This is a genomic window from Streptomyces sp. NBC_00259 (assembly GCF_036181745.1).
Classification (GTDB): Bacteria; Actinomycetota; Actinomycetes; order Streptomycetales; family Streptomycetaceae; genus Streptomyces; species Streptomyces pratisoli.
The window spans coordinates 1705601-1724272 of record NZ_CP108080.1 but is presented as its reverse complement, the minus strand read 5'-3'; the positions used below and the strand labels follow the sequence as shown (position 1 = coordinate 1724272).

Here is an 18672-nt window from a genome sequence, read left to right as displayed (position 1 = left end):
GCCGACGGGGTCGGATCGGCTAGCAAGAACGCATGGCGGTGTTCGTCGCGCTCGGCGCGTTCCTGATGACGCTGTTCGGCGGCTGGGCGGCCGGACGCGTCACCGACCGAAGACATCTCGTGCTCGGCCTCGCGGGCGGTCTGATGCTCGGCGCGGCCGCACTCGACCTGCTGCCGGAGGCGATGGCGGCGGCGGGCCGTGAGGTCTTCGGCGTGCCGCAGGCCATGCTGCTGTTCGCGGGCGGATTCCTCCTCGCCCACGTCGTCGAACGACTGCTGGCGGGCCGCCACGCGGCGCACGGGGCGTACAACGGCGGGCCGCACGGCCACGACCACCGCGTCCCGCAGATCGGCATGACCGCCGCCGCGGCCATGGTCCTCCACAGCCTCATGGACGGCATCGCCATCGGTGCGGCCTTCCAGGCCGGCGGCGGAATGGGCGCCACCGTCGCGCTCGCCGTCATCACCCACGACTTCGCGGACGGCTTCAACACGTACACGATCACCAAGCTGTACGGGAACGAGCGCCGCAAGGCCCTCGCCATGCTCCTCGCCGCGGCCCTCGCCCCGGTCGTCGGCGCCGCCTCGACCCTGCTGTTCACCATGCCGCAGGAACTGCTCGGCAGCTACCTCGGCTTCTTCGGCGGCGCGTTGCTCTACCTCGCGGCCGCGGAGATCCTGCCCGAGGCGCACCACGAGCATCCGGCCCGGTCCACGCTGCTGTGCACGGTCGCGGGCGTCGCTTTCATCTGGCTGGTGACGGGCCTGGCGGAGTGACGCCAGGCGCCCGTGGGTCGTCACGCCGCCGCGTCCCACAGCGCGCACTTCCCCACGAACCGGCGCGCCGCCTCCGGCGCCCCCGCCCAGTGCGTATGCACATAACTGGCGTGCACGCCGCCCTGCACGAAGCCCTCCACGCGGCGCTCGGGCTGCCGCAGGCCCCAGGCCGGGCTCGCGCCCGCGCCCGGCTCCAGCACGGTGCGGTGGAACTCATGACCGCGCATCCGGGTCCCGGCCGCGGCCAGCACGCTGTCGCTCACCGCCACCGCGTCCCGGTAGCCCAGCGTCAGCCGCTCCGACATCCGTGCGTCGGCGTCCAGCACCCCGCACATGGGCTTCCCGTCCAGCGAACGCGCGAGATACAGCAGCCCGGCACACTCGGCGGCGATGGGCGCGCCGGCCCGCGCCAGCTCCGCGACGGCCTTGCGGAGCCGGGAGTTGGCGGAGAGCTCGGGGGCGTAGACCTCGGGGAAGCCACCGCCGACGACGACGCCGCGGGTCCCGTCGGGCAGGCTCTCGTCGCGCAGCGGGTCGAAGGGGACGACGTCCGCGCCGGCGGCCCTCAGCAACTCCGCGTGCTCGGCGTACGAGAACGTGAACGCGGCCCCGCCCGCGACGGCGATCACCGGAGCCTGCGGGGCCGCGATGCCGGCCCCGTCACCTGCGTACGGCGGCAGTGCGTCCCGAGGGTCCCACGCCTCGGCCTGCAGCTCCGGCGCGCTGCGCGCCAACGCCAGCAGCCCTTCCAGATCGCACCCCAGCCGCACCTGCTCCGCCTGCGCGGCAACCGCGTCCAGCGCCTCCGCGTGGCGCTCCGCGACCGGCACGAGACCCAGGTGCCGCGACGGCGTCGCCACCGCGGGCGCCCGCCGCAGCACCCCGAGCACCGGCACCCCGGACTCCTCCAGCGCCTCCCGCAGCAGGGCCTCGTGGCGGTCGGTCGCGACCTTGTTGAGGATCACGCCGCCGAGCCGCACCTGCGGGTCCCAGGACGCGAAGCCGTGCACCAGCGCCGCCACGGAACGGGACTGCGACGAGGCGTCCACGACCAGCACCACCGGTGCGCGCAGCAGTTTCGCGACCTGGGCAGTCGACGCCAGTTCACCGGCGTCCGCCGCGCCGTCGTACAGCCCCATCACGCCCTCGATCAGGGCCAGTTCGCAGCCGCGCGCACCGTGCGCGAAGAGCGGAGCGATCAGGTCCGTACCGCACATGTAGGCGTCGAGGTTGCGGCCGGGGCGACCGGTCGCGAGGGCGTGGTACCCCGGGTCGATGTAGTCGGGGCCCACCTTGTGCGGGGACACGGCGAGACCACGCGCCGCGAAGGCGGCCATCAGGCCGGTCGCGACGGTGGTCTTTCCGCTGCCCGACGCCGGGGCGGCGATGACGAGACGTGCTACCACTCGATGCCCCGCTGGCCCTTCTGGCCCGCGTCCATCGGATGCTTGACCTTGGACATGTCGGTGACGAGATCGGCGAAGTCCTGCAGCTCCTGCGGAGCGTTGCGGCCGGTGATCACCACGTGCTGGGTGCCGGGCCGCTCCCGCAGCACCTGGATCACCTCCGCGGTGTCGAGCCAGCCCCAGTGCAGCAGATACGCGAACTCGTCGAGGACGTAGAACCTGTAGGTCTGCGCCGCCAGATCGCGCTTGACCTGCTCCCAGCCCTCACGCGCCTTGTCCTCGTGGGACTGCTCGCCCTCCGCGGGGGCGCGCTGGATCCAGGACCAGCCCTCGCCCATCTTGTGCCAGTCGACCGTGCCGCCCTCGCCGCTCGCGCCGAGGACCTTCAGCGCGTTCTCCTCGCCGACCTTCCACTTCGCCGACTTGACGAACTGGAACACCCCGACCGGCCAGCCCTGGTTCCAGGCGCGCAGCGCCATCCCGAAGGCGGCGGTCGACTTGCCCTTGCCGATGCCCGTGTGCACCATCACCAGTGGGCGGTTACGGCGCTGGCGGGTGGTGAGTCCGTCGTCCGGAACGACGGCCGGCTGTCCCTGCGGCACTACGCTGCCCTCCTGTTGCGTACGGTGCTGTTGCCCGGCGTGCTCGCCGCCTGTACGTCCCTGACGAGCCCGGCGATGCTCTCGGCCCGCAGGTCGTCCAGGGTGACGGCGGTGCCGCCGAGTTCACGGGCGAGATTCCCGGCGAGGCCGAGCCGTACCGGCCCCGTCTCGCAGTCCACGACCACTGCCGCGGTGCCCTCTGCCGCGTGCAGCCGCGCGGCGCGCGACGCGAGCGCCACGGCGTCGGCGCCCCGTGCGCCGGTCGCGCGGCCGTCGGTGACCACCACCAGCAGCGCCCGGCGCGAAGGATCGCGCAGCCGCTCCACGCGCAGTACGTCGTGCGCCTTGAGCAGTCCGGCGGCCAGCGGGGTCCGCCCGCCCGTCGGCAGTTCCTCCAGGCGCGCGGCGGCCGCGTCCACGGAGGACGTCGGCGGCAGCGCCACGTCCGCGCCGGTGCCGCGGAAGGTGACCAGACCGACCTTGTCGCGGCGCTGGTACGCGTCCAGCAGCAGCGAGAGCACCGCGCCCTTCACGGAACTCATGCGCCGGCGGGCCGCCATGGAGCCGGAGGCGTCCACGACGAACAGCACGAGATTGCCCTCACGGCCCTCGCGGGCGGCCTGCCGCAGATCGTCCCGGCGGACCACGAGGCCGGGACCCGAACGGCCCCGCGCCCGCTGGTGCGGCGCCGCTGCCTGCACGGTCGCCGCCAGATGCAGCTTGGTGAGCGCTCCCCGGGGCCGGCGCGCGCCGGTGGTCCTGCCGTGCTCGGTACGGGCGCGGGAGCGCCGCCCCGCGGCCCCTTCGCCGAGCCCCGGCACGCTGAGCATCTTCGTACGGAACGGCTCGGCGGCCCGTACGGCGGCCTGCTCGCCCGCGCCCGGTCCTCCCGCCGGGGCCTCGGCCGGCTCGTTCTCCCGCCGCTCGGGCGGGCCGGAATCCGGCCCCTGGCCCTGCGGCGGGATGCCGCCTCCGCCGTCGGGACCGCCGTCGGGGCCGTCCGGCCCCCCGTCCGGGTCCGGATCGGGCTCGGGGTCCTGCTGGTCGTTCCCGCCGAACTGCTCCAGGGTCTCGTCGAGTTTGTCCTCGTCGAGCCCGGGCGCGTCGAAGGGGTTGCGCCGGCGCCGGTGGGGCAGTGCGAGGAGCGCGGCCCGGCGTACGTCCTCCTCGGCCACGTCCGTACGCCCCGCCCATGCGGCCAGCGCCGTCGCCGTCCGCGCCATGACGATGTCGGCCCGCATGCCGTCCACCTCGAACGCCGCGCAGGTCGCCGCGATCTGACGCAGCGCCGCGTCGCCGAGCTCCACCCGCGGCAGCAGCGACCGCGCGGTCACGATCCGCTCGCGCAGCGCTGTCTCCTCGTCCGCCCAGCGGGCCGCGAAGGCCGCCGGGTCGTCGTCGTAGGCGAGCCTGCGCCGCACGACCTCCACCCGCTGCTCCGGCTCCCGCGAGGCGGCGACCTCGACGGTCAGCCCGAACCGGTCGAGCAACTGCGGCCGCAGCTCGCCCTCCTCAGGGTTCATCGTGCCGACGAGCAGGAAACGCGCGGCATGCCGTACGGACACACCCTCGCGCTCCACGTACGAGGCGCCCATCGCGGCGGCGTCCAGCAGCAGGTCCACCAGGTGGTCGTGGAGGAGGTTGACCTCGTCGACGTACAGCACCCCACGGTGGGCGTCCGCGAGCAGACCCGGCTCGAACGACTTCACCCCGTCCGCGAGCGCCCGCTCGATGTCGAGTGCGCCGACGAGCCGGTCCTCCGAGGCGCCGACGGGCAGTTCGACCATCCGCGCCGGCCGTGCCGTACCGGCGGCCGGCTCGTGGGGGCCGTCCGGGCACCCGGGGTCCGGCGCGCCGGGAGCACAGGAGAACCGGCAGCCCGCGACGACGTCGACGTCCGGCATCAGCGCCGCGAGGGCACGCACCGCGGTCGACTTGGCCGTGCCCTTCTCGCCGCGCACGAGCACGCCGCCGACGGCCGGGCTGACCGCGTTCAGCAGGAGCCCGAGCCGCAGATCGTCCATCCCGACGATCGCCGTGAACGGATAGTGGGGTGCGTTGCTCACTGTGCGGCTCCAGGGGTGGTTCCGGCGTCGGGGGCACCGGGGAGGGCGGGCGCCCCCGGTGCGATGAACGGCAGGCCCGAGGGCGCGCCGCCCTCGATCAGGCGCAACAGCGCGTCCGTGTCGGCGTGTTCCTCGATGAGGTCGCCGAGACGGTCGAGCTGTTCCTCGCGCAGGGCGGCGAAGGAGGTGTCGGGGGCGGGGACGAAGCGGCGGCCCGCCGCCGCGGCGACGACTCGCAGGAACGCCCGGCGGAAGCCGTCGCTCTCCAGGGAGCCGTGCCAGTGGGTGCCCCAGACCGATCCGGCCCGGCAGCCGTCCAGACCGTGTCCATGGCCGTCGGAGAGGAACGGTTCTCCGCCCAGGACCTCGGCGACGCCGTGATGGATCTCGTACCCCTCCACGGGCTGGCCCAGGGCCTGGCCGGACGGCCGGGTGAGGGTCTTCTCGCGCGCGAACCGCACCCGGACCGGCAGCAGTCCGAGCCCGGTCACGGCACCCGCACGCGACTCGACCTCGTCGTCGATGTGTTCACCGAGCAGCTGGTAGCCGCCGCAGATGCCGAGCACCGGCCGGCCGTCCGCCGCGCGCCGCGCCAGCGCGTCCGCGAGACCGCGCGCACGCAGCCACTCCAGGGCGCGCACGGTCCCGCGCGTGCCCGGCACGATCACCAGGTCGGCGTCGGTCAGCTCCTCGGGGCGGTCGACGAAGCGCACGACGACGCCCGGTTCGGCCGCCAGCGCGTCCACGTCCGTGAAGTTGGACATGAGCGGTACGGCGCAGACGGCGACCCTCAGCACGTCCTCGCCGACCGGCGATGCCACCACCGACTCGCGCACGGAGCCGCGCAGCGACACCCGCAGCCCGTCCTCCTCGTCGATGCCGAGGCCGTGCGTGTACGGCAGCACGCCGAACGTCCGTCGCCCGGTGAGCCCGTGCAGCATCTCCAGGCCGGGCTCCAGGAGGGTCACATCGCCGCGGAACTTGTTGACCAGATAGCCCGCGACCAGCTTCTGGTCCTCCGCATCCAGCAGCGCCGTCGTACCGAAGAACTGCGCGAACACCCCGCCGCGGTCGATGTCGCCGACGACCAGTACGGGCAGGCGCGCGGCCCGCGCGATACCCATGTTCACGATGTCGGTGCGGCGCAGATTGATCTCGGCGGGGCTTCCCGCGCCCTCGCAGATCACGGCGTCGTAGGTGCGCCGCAGCTCCTCCAGACACTGCACGACCGGCTCGAACAGGGTCTTCTGCCTGCCTCCGTGGTAGCCGCGCGCGCTCAGCTCGCCCACCGGCCTGCCCATCAGCACGACCTGGCTGGAGCGGTCGCTGCCCGGCTTCAGCAGCACCGGGTTCATCAGCGCCGAGGGCTCCACGCGGGCCGCCTGCGCCTGCATGGCCTGGGCCCGGCCGATCTCCGCCCCCTCGCGGGTGACGAAGGAGTTGAGGGACATGTTCTGCCCCTTGAAGGGCGCGACCTTCACGCCCTGCCGCACCAGCCACCGGCAGATCCCCGCCGTGACGACGCTCTTGCCCGCGTCCGACGTGGTGCCGGCGACCAGCAGTCCGCCCCCGCTCATGTCCGCCTCCGCCTCATGGTTCCGGCGGCGAGGCGCGCGCCCGCGCACACCGTGAGCGCCAGCACCCCGACGCGCCGGGACAGCCGTACCGCCCGTTCGATGTCCGCGACCTCCACGGCCCGGCCCTCGCCGTTGAGCACGGGCCGGTGCTCGACCCGCCCGCCGTACGAGAGTGTCCCGCCGAGCCGTACGCCGAGCGACCCCGCGAACGAGGCCTCCACCGGACCGGCGTTGGGGCTCGGGTGCTTCGCCGCGTCGGCGCGCCAGGCGCGTACGGCACCGCGCGGATCGCCGCCCGCGACCGTCGCCAGCACCGCGGTGAGCCGGGACCCCGGCCGGCCCACGACGTCGTCGAGGCGCGCCGAGGCCCAGCCGTAGCGCCGGTAGCGGGCCGACCGGTGGCCCACCATCGCGTCCAGTGTGTTGACGGCCCGGAAGCCGGCGAGCCCCGGCACTCCGCCGAGCGCGCCCCACACCAGCGCGCCGACGACCGCGTCCGAGGTGTTCTCGGCGACGGACTCGACGACGGCCCGGGCGATGCCCGGACCGTCCAGCGCCTGGGGATCGCGGCCGCACAGATGCGGCAGGCGCTCCCTCGCGAGCTCGATGTCCCCGGCCGTCAGCGCCCCGCCGATCGCCCTGGCCTCACGGCCCAGTGACGTACCGCCGACGACCGCCCAGGTGGTGGCGGCGGTCAGCGCGATCGTGGCGGTACGGGAGCGGCGTACGGAAGCGGCGGCCAGCGCGCCGGCGGCGACCGCGCCACCGGCGCACACCGCCGTGTGCAGAGCGCCCCACCCTCGGTGGTCGCGCCACAGGATCCGTTCGACCGCGGCGGCCGCCCGGCCGAACGCGGCGACCGGATGCCCACGGCGTGGATCACCGAGGAGCAGGTCGCCGGCGAGTCCGGCGGCGGCGCCGTACGCGAACGTGATTCCCGGGCATGACGAGCCCGGGCCCCCCGGTTCGGCAGGCATGTTCGTCCTCACTCAGGGTCCGCGCCCTGGCTCGACGTGACCGGCGGGAGAGAGTTCCTGGCTCCGGGGTGCTCCGGTGAGGGGGAGCGCACCCGTGACAGTGGCGGGACCGCGCCGGATTCTCACCGGCTTCCTCTGCTGCCGCCGTAATGGCTCCGGAAGTCCACCACGGGCCGCGAACACCCGTCAACTCGCCCTTGACCTGCGACAGGACAGTGTGCGGAGGCCCACACGGGACCGCGCGCAGGGGCGCACGCGGGAGCGCGCACACGACAGGGGCCGGGCCCACCCGAGGGTGTGCCCGGCCCCTGTACCGAGGACGTGTCGTGAGCGTCGTCAGGCGACGATCAGATAGATCCCGTAGGCCACCGCCGTCGCGCAGAGCGCGAAGCAGGCGTACGCGCCCGTGCGGGCGAGTCCTGCGGAGCCTCCCTGTGCGGCCGCGGCCTCCTGCTTGGAGAGGCCCGCGACGCCCAGGGTGAACAGGCCCACGAGGGCGACGGTGACGACGAGGCTCACGCCGAAGACGGAGCCCAGAGCTGCCCAGTCGATCTTCATGCTGTTCTTTCCTTAGACCGTGGCGGCGGGCGCCGGAGCTGCGGACGTGGAGGCGGCGGCCGCCGGGGCGGCCTCGGCGGCCGGAGCCGGGATCGTGGCCATGAGGCCCTCGGCCGCGGTCGTCGCGGCGGCGGCACCGGTCGGCGGCGGGGTCACGGCCGCGATGGCGGTCGTCACCACTCCCGCGGGCTCGGCATCGGCGATCTCGTCGTGCGTGACGTTCGTGTGGTCCACCGGCTTGCGGCGCGAGAGCGACCAGATGACCCCGGAGCCCGCGATCAGCAGGACCGCCACGGCGGCGATGCCCCAGGTGCCCTGGCCGGTCAGGAACTCGGCGCCGGCGCCGACCAGACCCGCGGCCGGCAGGGTCAGACCCCAGGCGACGAACATCCGGGTCGCGGTGGACCAGCGGACCACACCGCCCTTGCGGCCGAGGCCCGCGCCCATCACGGCACCCGAGCAGGACTGGGTGGTGGAGAGCGAGAAGCCGAGGTGCGAGGAGGCCAGGATGACCGTCGCGGCGCTGGTCTGGGCGGCGAAGCCCTGCTGCGGCTGGAGGTCGGTCAGGCCCTTGCCCATGGTGCGGATGATGCGCCAGCCGCCCAGGTACGTGCCGAGCGCGATCGCGAGACCGGCGGAGACGATGACCCACAGCGGGGGGTTCGAGCCCGGCGCGAGGACACCGCCGGTGACCAGGGCCAGGGTGATGACACCCATGGTCTTCTGCGCGTCGTTGGTGCCGTGGGCGAGGGAGACGAGGCCGGCGGAGGCGATCTGGCCGGCGCGGTAGCCCTTGGACGTGGCCCGGTCCTGGGCCTTGCTGCCGATCCGGTACGTCAGCCTCGTCGCGACCAGCGCGGCGAGTCCGGCGACGAGCGGCGCGGCGACGGCCGGGATCAGGACCTTGGTGACGATCGTGCCGCCGTTGACGGCCGAGAAGCCCGCCGACATCACCGCGGCGCCGATGAGGCCGCCGAACAGTGCGTGGGAGGAGCTGGACGGCAGGCCCAGCAGCCAGGTCAGGAGGTTCCACAGGATCGCGCCGACGAGCGCCGCGAAGATCACTTCCGTGCGTATGCCCTGTTCGTTGATGATCCCGCCGGAGATCGTCTTGGCGACCTCGACGGACAGGAACGCGCCGACCAGGTTCAGCACGGCGGACATCGCCACCGCTGCCTTGGGTCTCATCGCCCCGGTCGAGATGGTCGTCGCCATGGCGTTGGCGGTGTCGTGGAAGCCGTTCGTGAAATCGAACACGAGAGCTGTCACGACGACAATCGCGAGCAGCAGGGTGATGTGCTCCATTGACCGAATACCCAGGCAATCAGTTGGACGTCAGTGGCTTGGGTGAACGTAGGGTTACCGGGTGAACGGAAGATGAACTGGGGCGGGCGTTGGGGTGTCTCCAAGTGGAGTGCGACCGCTCCGCTTGTCGTCGAGGAGAGACGGCGAAAACCCGGCAGACCCGTGCGGACCCTCCTCGATCGGCCGTATACCGGGCTTCGGGCGGCCCCGGCCGCGACGCCGCCGGCTCACGACGACCCTCCGCGGCCGGGCGGAGGAACCGTGGAAGAGATCCTGGTCACCCCGGCCGCCCCCGGGCCTGACACGATCGCCGTATGACACAGCAGCGGCACGAAGAGCAACGGGAACCGGTGTCCCGGGCCTGGGCGGAACTCGTGGCCACCGCCCGCAGAACCGCCACGGACGGCCTCGTCGTCGGGACCTCCGGCAATGTCTCCGTACGGGTCGCCACCGGCGACGGCGACATCGTCCTGGTCACCCCCAGCGGAGTGCCCTACGACCGGCTCGCCGACGAGGACGCCGTCGGGGTCGACCTCGACGGACGGCAGGTCCTCGGCGAGCTCACCCCCACCAGCGAGCTGCCGCTGCACCTCGCCGTCCATCGCGCCACGGACGCCGCCGCCGTCGTCCACACCCACGCCGTGCACGCCACCGCCGTCTCCACCCTGGTGGCCGAACTGCCGCTGATCCACTACATGGCGGCGGCCCTCGGCGGGCCCGTCCGCGTCGCCCCGTACGCCCTCTACGGAACGGACGAGCTGGCGGAGAACATGCTCCGGGCACTGGAGGACCGCACCGGATGCCTGCTCCAGAACCACGGAACCGTCACCTACGGCGCCTCCCTCGACCAGGCGTACGACCGGACCGCCCAGCTGGAGTGGATGTGCCGCCTCTGGCTCACCGCCAGCTCCCTGCCCGGACGCGAACCCTCCCTCCTCTCCGGCCCCCAGCTGCGCGACGTGGCCGACAAGCTCCGCGGATACGGCCAGTCCCGCCGCCCCCGCTGACATCACCCCTGCCGGCCCCCGTCCACTGGCAGCCCGGCAAGGACGTCACCACACTGGAACGGTGCGCCCGGCTACAGCGACGGCAGCGGCCGTCACCACCCTCATCGGCCTCGGTGCCGCCGCGTTCGCGGCCGGCCGTTACGCCAGCGACGCCGCGCTGAAGGCCCCCACCGGCCGGCCCCTGCCCGGCGAAGGACGGCTCACCGTCCACGCCACGGGGCCCGGCCGGATCACCCTCACCCGCAGCCTCTCCTCGCTCCGCCCCGGCACCTACGGCCTCACCGGGCCCGCCGTGCACGCCGTCGTCGGTCCCGTCCTCGACAACGTGCCGCACGCCGCCGACACCGTCGTCCGCAGACTGGAGCGGGTCGAGCACGGCAGCCTCGACTCCGGCACCAAGGTGCGGCTCACCCCGCAGGTGCACACCGGCACCCCCGGCAGCGCCCTCGGCATCGATTACGAGGACGTGGAGATCCCCGGCGAACTCGGCACCCTGCCCGGCTGGTTCGTCCCGGGGGCCCGCTCGACCTGGATCATCGCGGTGCACGGCCTCGGCGCCACCCGGGACCACACCATGAACGTGATGCCGTTCCTGGCCGAGCGGCGGCTGCCCGTGCTGGCCGTCTCCTACCGCGGCGACCCCGGAGCGCCCGCCTCCCCGGACGGGCTCGGCCACCTCGGCGACTCCGAATGGCGCGACCTCGACGCGGCCGTCCGCTTCGCCGTCCGTGGCGGTGCGGAACGCGTGATCCTGCACGGCTGGTCCACCGGCGCCTCGATGGCCCTGCACACCGCCGCCAACTCCGCACTCCGCGACCGGGTCGCGGGGCTCGTCCTGGACTCCCCGGTGCTCGACTGGGAGACGACGCTGCGCGCGCTGGCCGCCGCGCGCCGGATGCCGACCGCCCTGCTGCCCCTCGCCGTACGTGCCGCACAGGGCCGCACCGGACTGCACGGCGACCGGCTGCGGGCGGCCGCCGACCCGGCCGTCCTGCGCGTGCCCGCCCTGGTCTTCCACGGCCCCGACGACACCATCGCCCCCTGGGGCCCCTCCCGGGAGCTGGCCGCCCGCCGCCCCGACCTGGTCAGCCTGCAGACCGTGCCGCACGCTCCGCACGCCTCGATGTGGAACGCGGACCCGGCCCGCTACGAAGAGGCCCTCCGGCGCTTCCTCACGCCCCTGATCTAAGCCTTGATTCCGCCCGGGTCCGGCCCTGGTCCAGCCGTCGAAACGGCCGCTGGTCTGCGTTCCCGTCCGGCCTCGGCGCCCCCTTGATCGGGCCCCGGTCCGGGGCCCGGAGGCGTCCTGTGCGGTCTCCGGAGCCTCCCGGGCGAGGGCCTCTCAGCACGAGTTGACCGATTCCGTTTGGGCTTTCGGGCCGACAGCGGCAAGACTGCTCCCCGTGACGTCCCGTAACCTGCGCGACTCCAGGCTCCGTCTTGTCCGCCCACGTCCCCTCGCCACGGCCCGCCGTGCCGTGACGAACCGGCGCACCCGACCTGCTCCGCGCCCGCCCGAGGGCACCCCGCCCTCCGCGGAACTGGCCCGCCAGGCGCGCGAGGTCCTCGCCGACGCGGTACGTGTCGCCCGCTGGGCGGCCGCCCATCACGCGGAGGGCAGCGCGGCCGAGCGGGAACGGGCCGCCGCGGCCCTGGACCTGACTCCGGGCCAGATCCACGCGGGCTGGGACCGCGCCCGCCTCGCCGGACTCGTCGAACTCCACGGCGGGACCGCGCGCCCCGGCTGGCGGCTGAACGCCTGGGACCGCGACGACACCGCCGTGCTGCGCGGCTGGGTCGCCCTCTTCGACGCCTGGTCCCTCGTGCACCCCGCCCCCGCCGACGTGGCCCCCGCCGCCGTCGCCGAGGTCGTGGAGGCCGTCCCGCAGGTGCTCTCCCTCCTCCAGCTCTCCGCGGGGCCCGTACCCGTACCGGCCCTGCTCGACCTGCTCCAGCAGCGCGTCGCGGAACTCCGTGAGGAGCGCTGCGAAGTGCCGTACGGACCACAGCCCGAACCGGCGACCGCCGTCGCCGCCACGGCCGCCATCGCCACCGGGACCGAAGGTCCCGACGCCACGGCTGCCGGGGCCCCGCTCTCCGCCCTGCTCGACTGGGCCCTGGAAGGCCTTGCCGCCGTCGGCGCCCTGACCCTCGGGGACGGCCACGCCACCCTGACACCGCTCGGCAACTGGGCGGTGTGGGTCAAGCTCGAACAGATCTGTGTCGCCGCCCAGAGCCCCGCCGGCCATATCGAGCAGTCCGCCGAGGACATGCTCCGCGGCTGCGCGCGGCTCACCCCGGGCCCCGCCCGCGCCGAGTACCGCGCATGGCTCGCCGCCCGCACCGTCTCCAGCGCCGTCACGGAACTGCTCGCCGTGGCCCGCGGCGAGGACGCCCTGCTGCGCGGCCTCGCCTTCGAGGCGCTGCGCGTCGTCGGCGCCGCCGCCGAAGCGGACGTGCGCGCCGCCGCGGCGCAGCCGTCCCTGAGACCGTATGCCCTGCTCTGGCTGGCCGAGTACGAGGGAGCCGACCCCGAGGACACCGCCGAGGTGCTCACCCGCGAGGAGGCGACCTGGCTCTGGGTGGACACCGCGGCGGCCGTCGCCGACCACGGCGAGAGCAGCCTGCTGGTGCGTCATCTCGACTCGGCCGTGCAGGGCACCGTCCCCGCCCTGCTCGACGAGATCAGGGCGGTGGGCCACCCGCGCACCGTGCAGGTCCTGGTCGCCCTCGCGGCCGCCCACCCCGATCCGGCTCTGGCGAAGGCTGTCCGCCGGGCCGCCTTCCAGGTGCACACCGGCGGCGCCTGACCGTCAGGAATCCGCCGCCCCCGGCCGGTACGTCCCGAAGCTCCAGACATTGCCCTCCAGGTCGCGTGCCATGTAGTCCCGGGCGCCGTAGTCCTGGTCGGTGGGCGGCATCAGGATCTCCACGCCGTGCTCCACGGCCCTGTCGTGATGCGCGTCCGCATCGACGACATGGACGAAGACGCCGACCGGGCCCGCGGACGCCATCAGCTTGTCGAACTCGCTGCCGGTGCCCTTGCTGCCCAGCATCACCCTCCCGTTGCCGTACGACAGCTCGGCGTGCACCACCTTGCCGTCCTCGCCCTCGTACACCGCGCTGCCGGTGAAGCCGAAGGCCTCGGTGAGCTGCCTGATCGCGGCCTTGGCGTCCGCGTACAGCAGTGTCGGGCAGATGCTCGGTCCCTCCGCCATGCCGACCACCCCTTCTCCTCGTTCGACGACCGATCTGTGACGTGGGTCTCAGTCTGACAGGGGGCACTGACAATGCCGGTGAACGAGGGGAGTGCCGTCGACGGGCGATCCGTGCCGCGATCGGCGGAACACGATCAGCGGAAGGTGTTGCAGCGGGCCATGTCTCCGGTGCGGTAGCCCTCGTAGAACCACTGCTGGCGCTGCGCGGCCGAGCCGTGTGTCCAGGACTCCGGAGTCACCCGGCCCTGGATCTTCTCCTGGATGCGGTCGTCGCCCACGGCCGCCGCCGCGTCCAGCCCGTCCCGGATGTCCTCGTCCGTCAGCCGCGTCAGCAGCGGCCGTCCGGTCCGCTCGTCCGGCGTGGTCGTCGCATGGCGCGCCCACACCCCGGCGTAGCAGTCCGCCTGCAGCTCGACCCGCACGGCGTTGCTGCCGGCGCCCTGCCGCTGGTCCTGAGCCCGGGCCAGAGTGCCCATCTGGTTCTGGATGTGGTGGCCGTACTCGTGCGCGACGACGTACGCCTGCGCGAACGGGCCGCCGGTCGCCCCGAACTTGGTCCGCAGGTCGTCGAAGAAGTCGAGGTCCAGATAGACCTTGCGGTCCGCCGGGCAGTAGAACGGCCCGACCGCCGAGGTCGCCGTGCCGCAGGCCGTGCCGACCCGGCCGGTGAAGATCACGGTCGGCGCGTCCGTGTAGCGCCCGCCGCGCCTCGTGTACTCCGAGCGCCAGAAGTCCTGCACGCTGTTGACCACCGCGACCATGCGGCAGTCCTCGCGGACGTTCGCGTCGGCGCCCTTGCGGCAGCTCTGGGCGACCTGCGCGGCGGAGGAGGCGTTCGGCTCCGGGGCCGTGCCGCCCTCCGTCAGCCCGAGCTGGTCGGGGCCCACCCCGAAGAGCACGCCCAGGATCAGTGCCAGGAGACCGGCGATGCCGCCGCCGATGGTGGCCTTCCCGCCGGGAACGCGGCTGCGGCGCACATCCTGGACCTCCGATGTGTCCAGGTCGGCGTCGTCGTCGAACTGCATGATCCGAGTATCGACCAGCGCGGTGGCACTCGCCCCTTTTGCGGCGCTCTGTCATGACCGCTGTGCCGTGCGCCCGCGCGACCTCCCCGCACGCCCGCTCATGGCCCGCCCGAGCCGCCGCCCACCGTGGTCAGCGCCACAGAAATCCGGTTGCCAGGTCCCGGTAGAATCGCCGTATGGCAATTCTCCTCATGGATTAGACGGCGTCGAAGCCTTCGCACGCCCCGTCGTCCTTCCGCCGTCCATCCGTCCTGGAGTCTTTCCGTGATCACCGCTTCCGGTATCGAGCTGCGTGCCGGTGCCCGCATCCTCATCGAGTCCGCCAACTTCCGCATCGCCAAGGGCGACCGCATCGGCCTGGTCGGCCGTAACGGAGCGGGCAAGACCACCCTCACCAAGTGCCTCGCCGGCGAGGGCGTCCCCGCCGGCGGGCAGATCGCCCGCTCCGGCGAGGTCGGCTACCTGCCGCAGGACCCGCGCACCGGCGACCTCGACGTTCTCGCCCGCGACCGCATCCTCTCCGCGCGCGGCCTCGACGTGCTGCTGCGCAAGATGCGCGAGAACGAGCAGCGCATCGCCACCGGCCAGGGCGCCACCCGCGACAAGGCGATGAAGCAGTACGAGCGCCAGGAGACCGAGTTCCTGACGAAGGGCGGGTACGCCGCCGAGTCGGAGGCCTCCACCATCGCCGCCGCGCTCAACCTGCCCGACCGGGTGCTCGGCCAGCCGCTGCACACGCTCTCCGGCGGTCAGCGCCGCCGTGTCGAGCTGGCCCGGATCCTGTTCTCGGACGCCGACACGCTGTTGCTCGACGAGCCGACCAACCACCTCGACGCCGACTCGATCGTCTGGCTCCGCGACTACCTGAAGACCTACCGCGGCGGCTTCATCGTGATCTCCCACGATGTCGACCTGGTCGAGACGGTCGTCAACAAGGTCTTCTACCTGGACGCCAACCGCGCCCAGATCGACATCTACAACATGGGCTGGAAGCTCTACCAGCAGCAGCGCGAAGCCGACGAGAAGCGTCGCAAGCGCGAGCGGCAGAACGCCGAGAAGAAGGCCGCCGCGCTGAACACGCAGGCGGACAAGATGCGTGCCAAGGCCACCAAGACGGTCGCCGCGCAGAACATGGCCAAGCGCGCCGACAAGCTGCTCGCCGGCCTGGAGGCGGTCCGCGTCTCCGACAAGGTCGCCAAGCTGCGATTCCCGGAGCCCGCGCCCTGCGGCAGGACCCCGCTCATGGCCGAGGGCCTGTCGAAGTCCTACGGCTCCCTCGAAATCTTCACCGATGTGGATCTGGCCATCGACAAGGGCTCGCGTGTGGTCATCCTGGGCCTGAACGGCGCCGGCAAGACGACCCTGCTGCGGCTGCTCGGCGGCGCCGAGAAGCCGGACACCGGCGAGGTCATCGAGGGGCACGGCCTCAAGCTCGGCTACTACGCGCAGGAGCACGAGACCCTCGACCCGGAGCGCACGGTCCTGGAGAACATGCGCTCCGCCGCCCCCGACCTGGACCTGGTCGAGGTCCGCAAGACGCTCGGCTCGTTCCTCTTCTCCGGCGACGACGTGGACAAGCCGGCCGGGGTGCTCTCCGGCGGTGAGAAGACCCGGCTGGCGCTGGCCACGCTGGTGGTCTCGTCGGCGAACGTGCTGCTGCTCGACGAGCCGACGAACAACCTGGACCCGGCCAGCCGCGAGGAGATCCTCGGCGCCCTGCGCACCTACAAGGGCGCGGTCGTCCTGGTGACCCACGACGAGGGCGCGGTCGAGGCGCTTCAGCCGGAGCGGATCATCCTGCTGCCGGACGGGGTCGAGGACCTCTGGGGCGCGGACTACGCGGACCTCGTCGCCCTCGCCTGACGGTCCCGTCCACGAGTGATCCATCCGCACTGATCCACTCCGTATGGATCATTCGGCTCACAGGTGATCCTTCATCTGGGTGAGTGCGTCTCATCCCCCGGCGTGGCGGGCCGCCGAAACGGTCCGCCGCCCCCGGAATCGTCCGGTCCGGACGACTGTGGCCCTGACCTGGAACTTCGGCCCCTGAGTCGCCGAAACGTCACAGCGGGTACGACCGGAATCATTGGTTCCGGTCGTGTCGGTGTCCATGCGCCCGACAAAGCTTGTCGTACGGACCTTGTCGAATGGGTGGCCATGAAGCCCGGGAGGGGTGATCATGAGAAGTCCAGAGCGCACTTCCCATGAGGAGGCACGGGTGGCCGAGACTCTGAAGAAGGGCAGCCGGGTGACCGGCGCCGCGCGCGACAAGCTCGCGGCAGACCTGAAGAAGAAGTACGACTCCGGTGCGAGCATCCGGGCGCTGGCCGAAGAGACCGGCCGCTCCTATGGATTCGTCCACCGGATGCTCAGCGAGTCCGGAGTCACGCTGCGTGGACGCGGCGGAGCGACCCGAGGCAAGAAGGTCGCCTCGACCTGACGCCCGCGGTCCTGAGCGTCGTCTGAGGCCGGCCGGTTTCCGGTGTCGGCCACCCGGCCGATCGTCTGGTCGGCCGGGTGGTTACTGTGCAGTCACTTAATCGTGGCTGCACTGACCGCACCGGAACCGGAGGCGCCCCATGACTTCGCTCGACTCTGTGCTCGACAAGGACGGCGTACGGCTCACCGTTGATGACGCGGTGGCCACGGTGACCCTCACCAACCCGGCCAAGCGCAATGCCCAATCTCCCGCTCTCTGGCGGGCGTTGGCAGAAGCCGGGCGGTCGCTGCCGGGCAGCGTGCGGGTCGTCGTGCTGCGCGGCGAAGGCAAGTCCTTCTCCGCGGGGCTCGACCGGCAGGCGTTCACGCCCGAGGGCTTCGACGGAGAGCCGTCGTTCCTCGATCTCGCGCGCGGCTCCGACGACGAGCTCGACGCCGTCATCGCCGAGTACCAGGAGGCATTCACCTGGTGGCGCCGTAACGACATCGTGTCCGTCGCGGCGGTGCAGGGTCATGCGATCGGTGCCGGGTTCCAGCTCGCCCTCGCCTGCGACCTCCGGGTCGTCGCGCAGGACGTGCAGTTCGCCATGCGCGAGACCAGCCTGGGACTCGTGCCCGATCTCACGGGCACGCACCCCCTCGTCTCGCTCGTCGGCTACGCCCGCGCGCTGGAGATCTGCGCCACCGGCCGCTTCGTCCACGCCGACGAGGCGGAACGGACCGGCCTCGCCAACCTCGTCGTGCCCGGCGAGGAACTCGACGCGTCCGTACGCGACTTGACCGCCGCGCTGCTCGCGGCACCGCGCGACGCGGTGATCGAGACGAAGGCCCTGCTGCGCGGTGCCCCGTCGCGCACGTACGAGGACCAGCGCACGGCCGAGCGCGCGGCACAGGCCCGGCGCCTGCGCGACCTCGCGGGCCTGGCGGACTGAACGGTCCCGGGGCTGTGCCCGGCCGGTCCCGGTCCCGATCTAGGCCCCCGCCGGGCGGCTTTCGACGGCCGTGATCACGATCGTGACCGGGACGGGGGAGGGAAGCAGCGGCGTGATCGCCGCGCGGACCGCCCGGGCCACGTCCACGGGGCGATGGCCCGGCGACGTCGCGCATGCGAGGCGGGCGGACGACTCGTCGATACGGACGGGCCTCCCCAGGGCGTCCGTCAGATGGGCGACGCCGGGCACCGCGGCCGCGGCCCTGCCGATCTCGTCCTGCGGTTGCACGGCCCGTGCCCCGGACGCCTCGGACGAGGAAGACGCCCCGCCAAGTTCCGGTACGGCGTCCAGCAGCCCCGTCACCCGTAGATCGATCACCGTGACCGGAAGGCCCAGCCGTTCCACGGCGGCCGCGAACAGCGCGGTGCGGAGCCGTTCCGCGAGCGCGGGCAGGGGCTCGACGGCCGCCGCTTCGCATTCCGCGTCGATACGCAGCGGACCCGGCGGCACCGCGGCCGGCGGCGGCGGAAAGGCCGACGCCCCGGCCGCGTCCGGGTCGGCGGGCGCGATCCGGATCCGGCCGGGTGCCACGCCACGCACCTCCTGAGCCGTTCGGCGCAGCACCGGCTCCGCCGCGCTTTCCGCGAGCCAGGCGCCGTCCGCCGCCGTACCCAGCGGCAGCAGCCTGCCCGGCCCAGGCCGGGCCCGTACCGCCGCGGCCCAGGTCCCCGCCGCCGTCATCGGTGCCGCCTCTTCATTGCTCCAGCCTGCCGCATCGTCCGGC

The 18672-nt window shown here is 73.2% G+C and carries 17 protein-coding genes and 1 riboswitch; of the genes, 7 read left to right on the top strand and 10 right to left on the bottom strand.

Annotated elements, in window-relative coordinates:
• The first annotated feature begins 32 nt into the window (after positions 1-32).
• Entirely contained in the window at positions 33-776 is a 744-nt protein-coding gene (locus OG766_RS07750) for a ZIP family metal transporter (protein ID WP_266375117.1), read from the top strand.
• Positions 777-796: 20 nt separating this feature from the next.
• On the opposite strand, the gene OG766_RS07745 is transcribed toward OG766_RS07750, so the two are convergent.
• The 7 genes from OG766_RS07745 to OG766_RS07715 all read right to left on the bottom strand — a co-directional run bounded on the left by OG766_RS07745 (position 797) and on the right by OG766_RS07715 (position 9267).
• Positions 797-2182 (bottom strand): cobyrinate a,c-diamide synthase, encoded by a 1386-nt coding sequence (locus OG766_RS07745; protein ID WP_328724871.1) that lies wholly within the window; start codon positions 2180-2182, stop codon positions 797-799.
• A complete protein-coding gene (gene cobO, locus OG766_RS07740) occupies positions 2176-2784 on the bottom strand; it encodes a cob(I)yrinic acid a,c-diamide adenosyltransferase (RefSeq protein ID WP_266375119.1) in 609 nt (202 codons plus the stop codon). Before cobO ends, OG766_RS07745 begins: the two co-directional genes overlap by 7 nt.
• The gene (locus tag OG766_RS07735) at positions 2784-4808 is read right to left on the bottom strand and encodes a putative cobaltochelatase (protein WP_328727447.1); all 2025 of its coding nucleotides are present in this window, start codon (positions 4806-4808) and stop codon (positions 2784-2786) included. Before OG766_RS07735 ends, cobO begins: the two co-directional genes overlap by 1 nt.
• 38 nt (positions 4809-4846) lie before the next feature.
• Positions 4847-6427, bottom strand: coding sequence for a cobyric acid synthase (locus tag OG766_RS07730; RefSeq protein WP_328724869.1), 1581 nt, complete (start codon positions 6425-6427; stop codon positions 4847-4849).
• The gene (locus tag OG766_RS07725; protein WP_266375121.1) at positions 6424-7404 is read right to left on the bottom strand and encodes a cobalamin biosynthesis protein; all 981 of its coding nucleotides are present in this window, start codon (positions 7402-7404) and stop codon (positions 6424-6426) included. Before OG766_RS07725 ends, OG766_RS07730 begins: the two co-directional genes overlap by 4 nt.
• 31 nt (positions 7405-7435) lie before the next feature.
• Positions 7436-7587, bottom strand: a riboswitch (cobalamin riboswitch).
• A 153-nt stretch (positions 7588-7740) separates the two neighbouring features.
• On the bottom strand, positions 7741-7962 hold the full coding sequence (locus tag OG766_RS07720) for a hypothetical protein (RefSeq protein WP_266375122.1): 222 nt from the start codon (positions 7960-7962) through the stop codon (positions 7741-7743).
• 12 nt (positions 7963-7974) lie between these two features.
• The gene (locus tag OG766_RS07715; protein WP_266375123.1) at positions 7975-9267 is read right to left on the bottom strand and encodes an inorganic phosphate transporter; all 1293 of its coding nucleotides are present in this window, start codon (positions 9265-9267) and stop codon (positions 7975-7977) included.
• Positions 9268-9581: 314 nt separating this feature from the next.
• On the opposite strand from OG766_RS07715, the gene OG766_RS07710 reads away from it, so the two are divergent.
• The 3 genes from OG766_RS07710 to OG766_RS07700 all read left to right on the top strand — a co-directional run bounded on the left by OG766_RS07710 (position 9582) and on the right by OG766_RS07700 (position 13084).
• Positions 9582-10274, top strand: coding sequence for a class II aldolase/adducin family protein (locus OG766_RS07710; RefSeq protein WP_266375124.1), 693 nt, complete (start codon positions 9582-9584; stop codon positions 10272-10274).
• A 61-nt stretch (positions 10275-10335) separates the two neighbouring features.
• Entirely contained in the window at positions 10336-11463 is a 1128-nt protein-coding gene (locus OG766_RS07705) for an alpha/beta hydrolase (RefSeq protein ID WP_266375125.1), read from the top strand.
• Positions 11464-11677: 214 nt separating this feature from the next.
• Positions 11678-13084, top strand: a complete 1407-nt coding sequence (locus OG766_RS07700) for a hypothetical protein (protein WP_328724864.1) — start codon at positions 11678-11680, stop codon at positions 13082-13084.
• A gap of 3 nt (positions 13085-13087) precedes the next feature.
• On the opposite strand, the gene OG766_RS07695 is transcribed toward OG766_RS07700, so the two are convergent.
• Together OG766_RS07695 and ypfJ are read right to left on the bottom strand one after the other, a co-directional pair.
• Positions 13088-13492 (bottom strand): VOC family protein, encoded by a 405-nt coding sequence (locus OG766_RS07695; RefSeq protein WP_266375127.1) that lies wholly within the window; start codon positions 13490-13492, stop codon positions 13088-13090.
• A 134-nt stretch (positions 13493-13626) separates the two neighbouring features.
• The gene (ypfJ, locus tag OG766_RS07690) at positions 13627-14517 is read right to left on the bottom strand and encodes a KPN_02809 family neutral zinc metallopeptidase (protein ID WP_266375128.1); all 891 of its coding nucleotides are present in this window, start codon (positions 14515-14517) and stop codon (positions 13627-13629) included.
• Between the two features lie 264 nt (positions 14518-14781).
• On the opposite strand from ypfJ, the gene OG766_RS07685 reads away from it, so the two are divergent.
• The 3 genes from OG766_RS07685 (at position 14782) to OG766_RS07675 (ending at position 17888) form a co-directional block, all read left to right on the top strand.
• Positions 14782-16380 (top strand): ABC-F family ATP-binding cassette domain-containing protein, encoded by a 1599-nt coding sequence (locus OG766_RS07685; protein ID WP_266375129.1) that lies wholly within the window; start codon positions 14782-14784, stop codon positions 16378-16380.
• Positions 16381-16735: 355 nt separating this feature from the next.
• Positions 16736-16957 carry a helix-turn-helix domain-containing protein gene (locus OG766_RS07680; RefSeq protein ID WP_328724861.1) on the top strand — a complete coding sequence of 74 codons (222 nt, stop codon included), beginning with the start codon at positions 16736-16738 and terminating at the stop codon, positions 16955-16957.
• A gap of 139 nt (positions 16958-17096) precedes the next feature.
• A complete protein-coding gene (locus OG766_RS07675; protein WP_266375130.1) occupies positions 17097-17888 on the top strand; it encodes an enoyl-CoA hydratase/isomerase family protein in 792 nt (263 codons plus the stop codon).
• A gap of 39 nt (positions 17889-17927) precedes the next feature.
• On the opposite strand, the gene OG766_RS07670 is transcribed toward OG766_RS07675, so the two are convergent.
• Complete coding sequence (locus tag OG766_RS07670; RefSeq protein WP_328724860.1) at positions 17928-18629, bottom strand: hypothetical protein; 702 nt, start codon at positions 18627-18629, stop codon at positions 17928-17930.
• Positions 18630-18672: the final 43 nt, after the last annotated feature.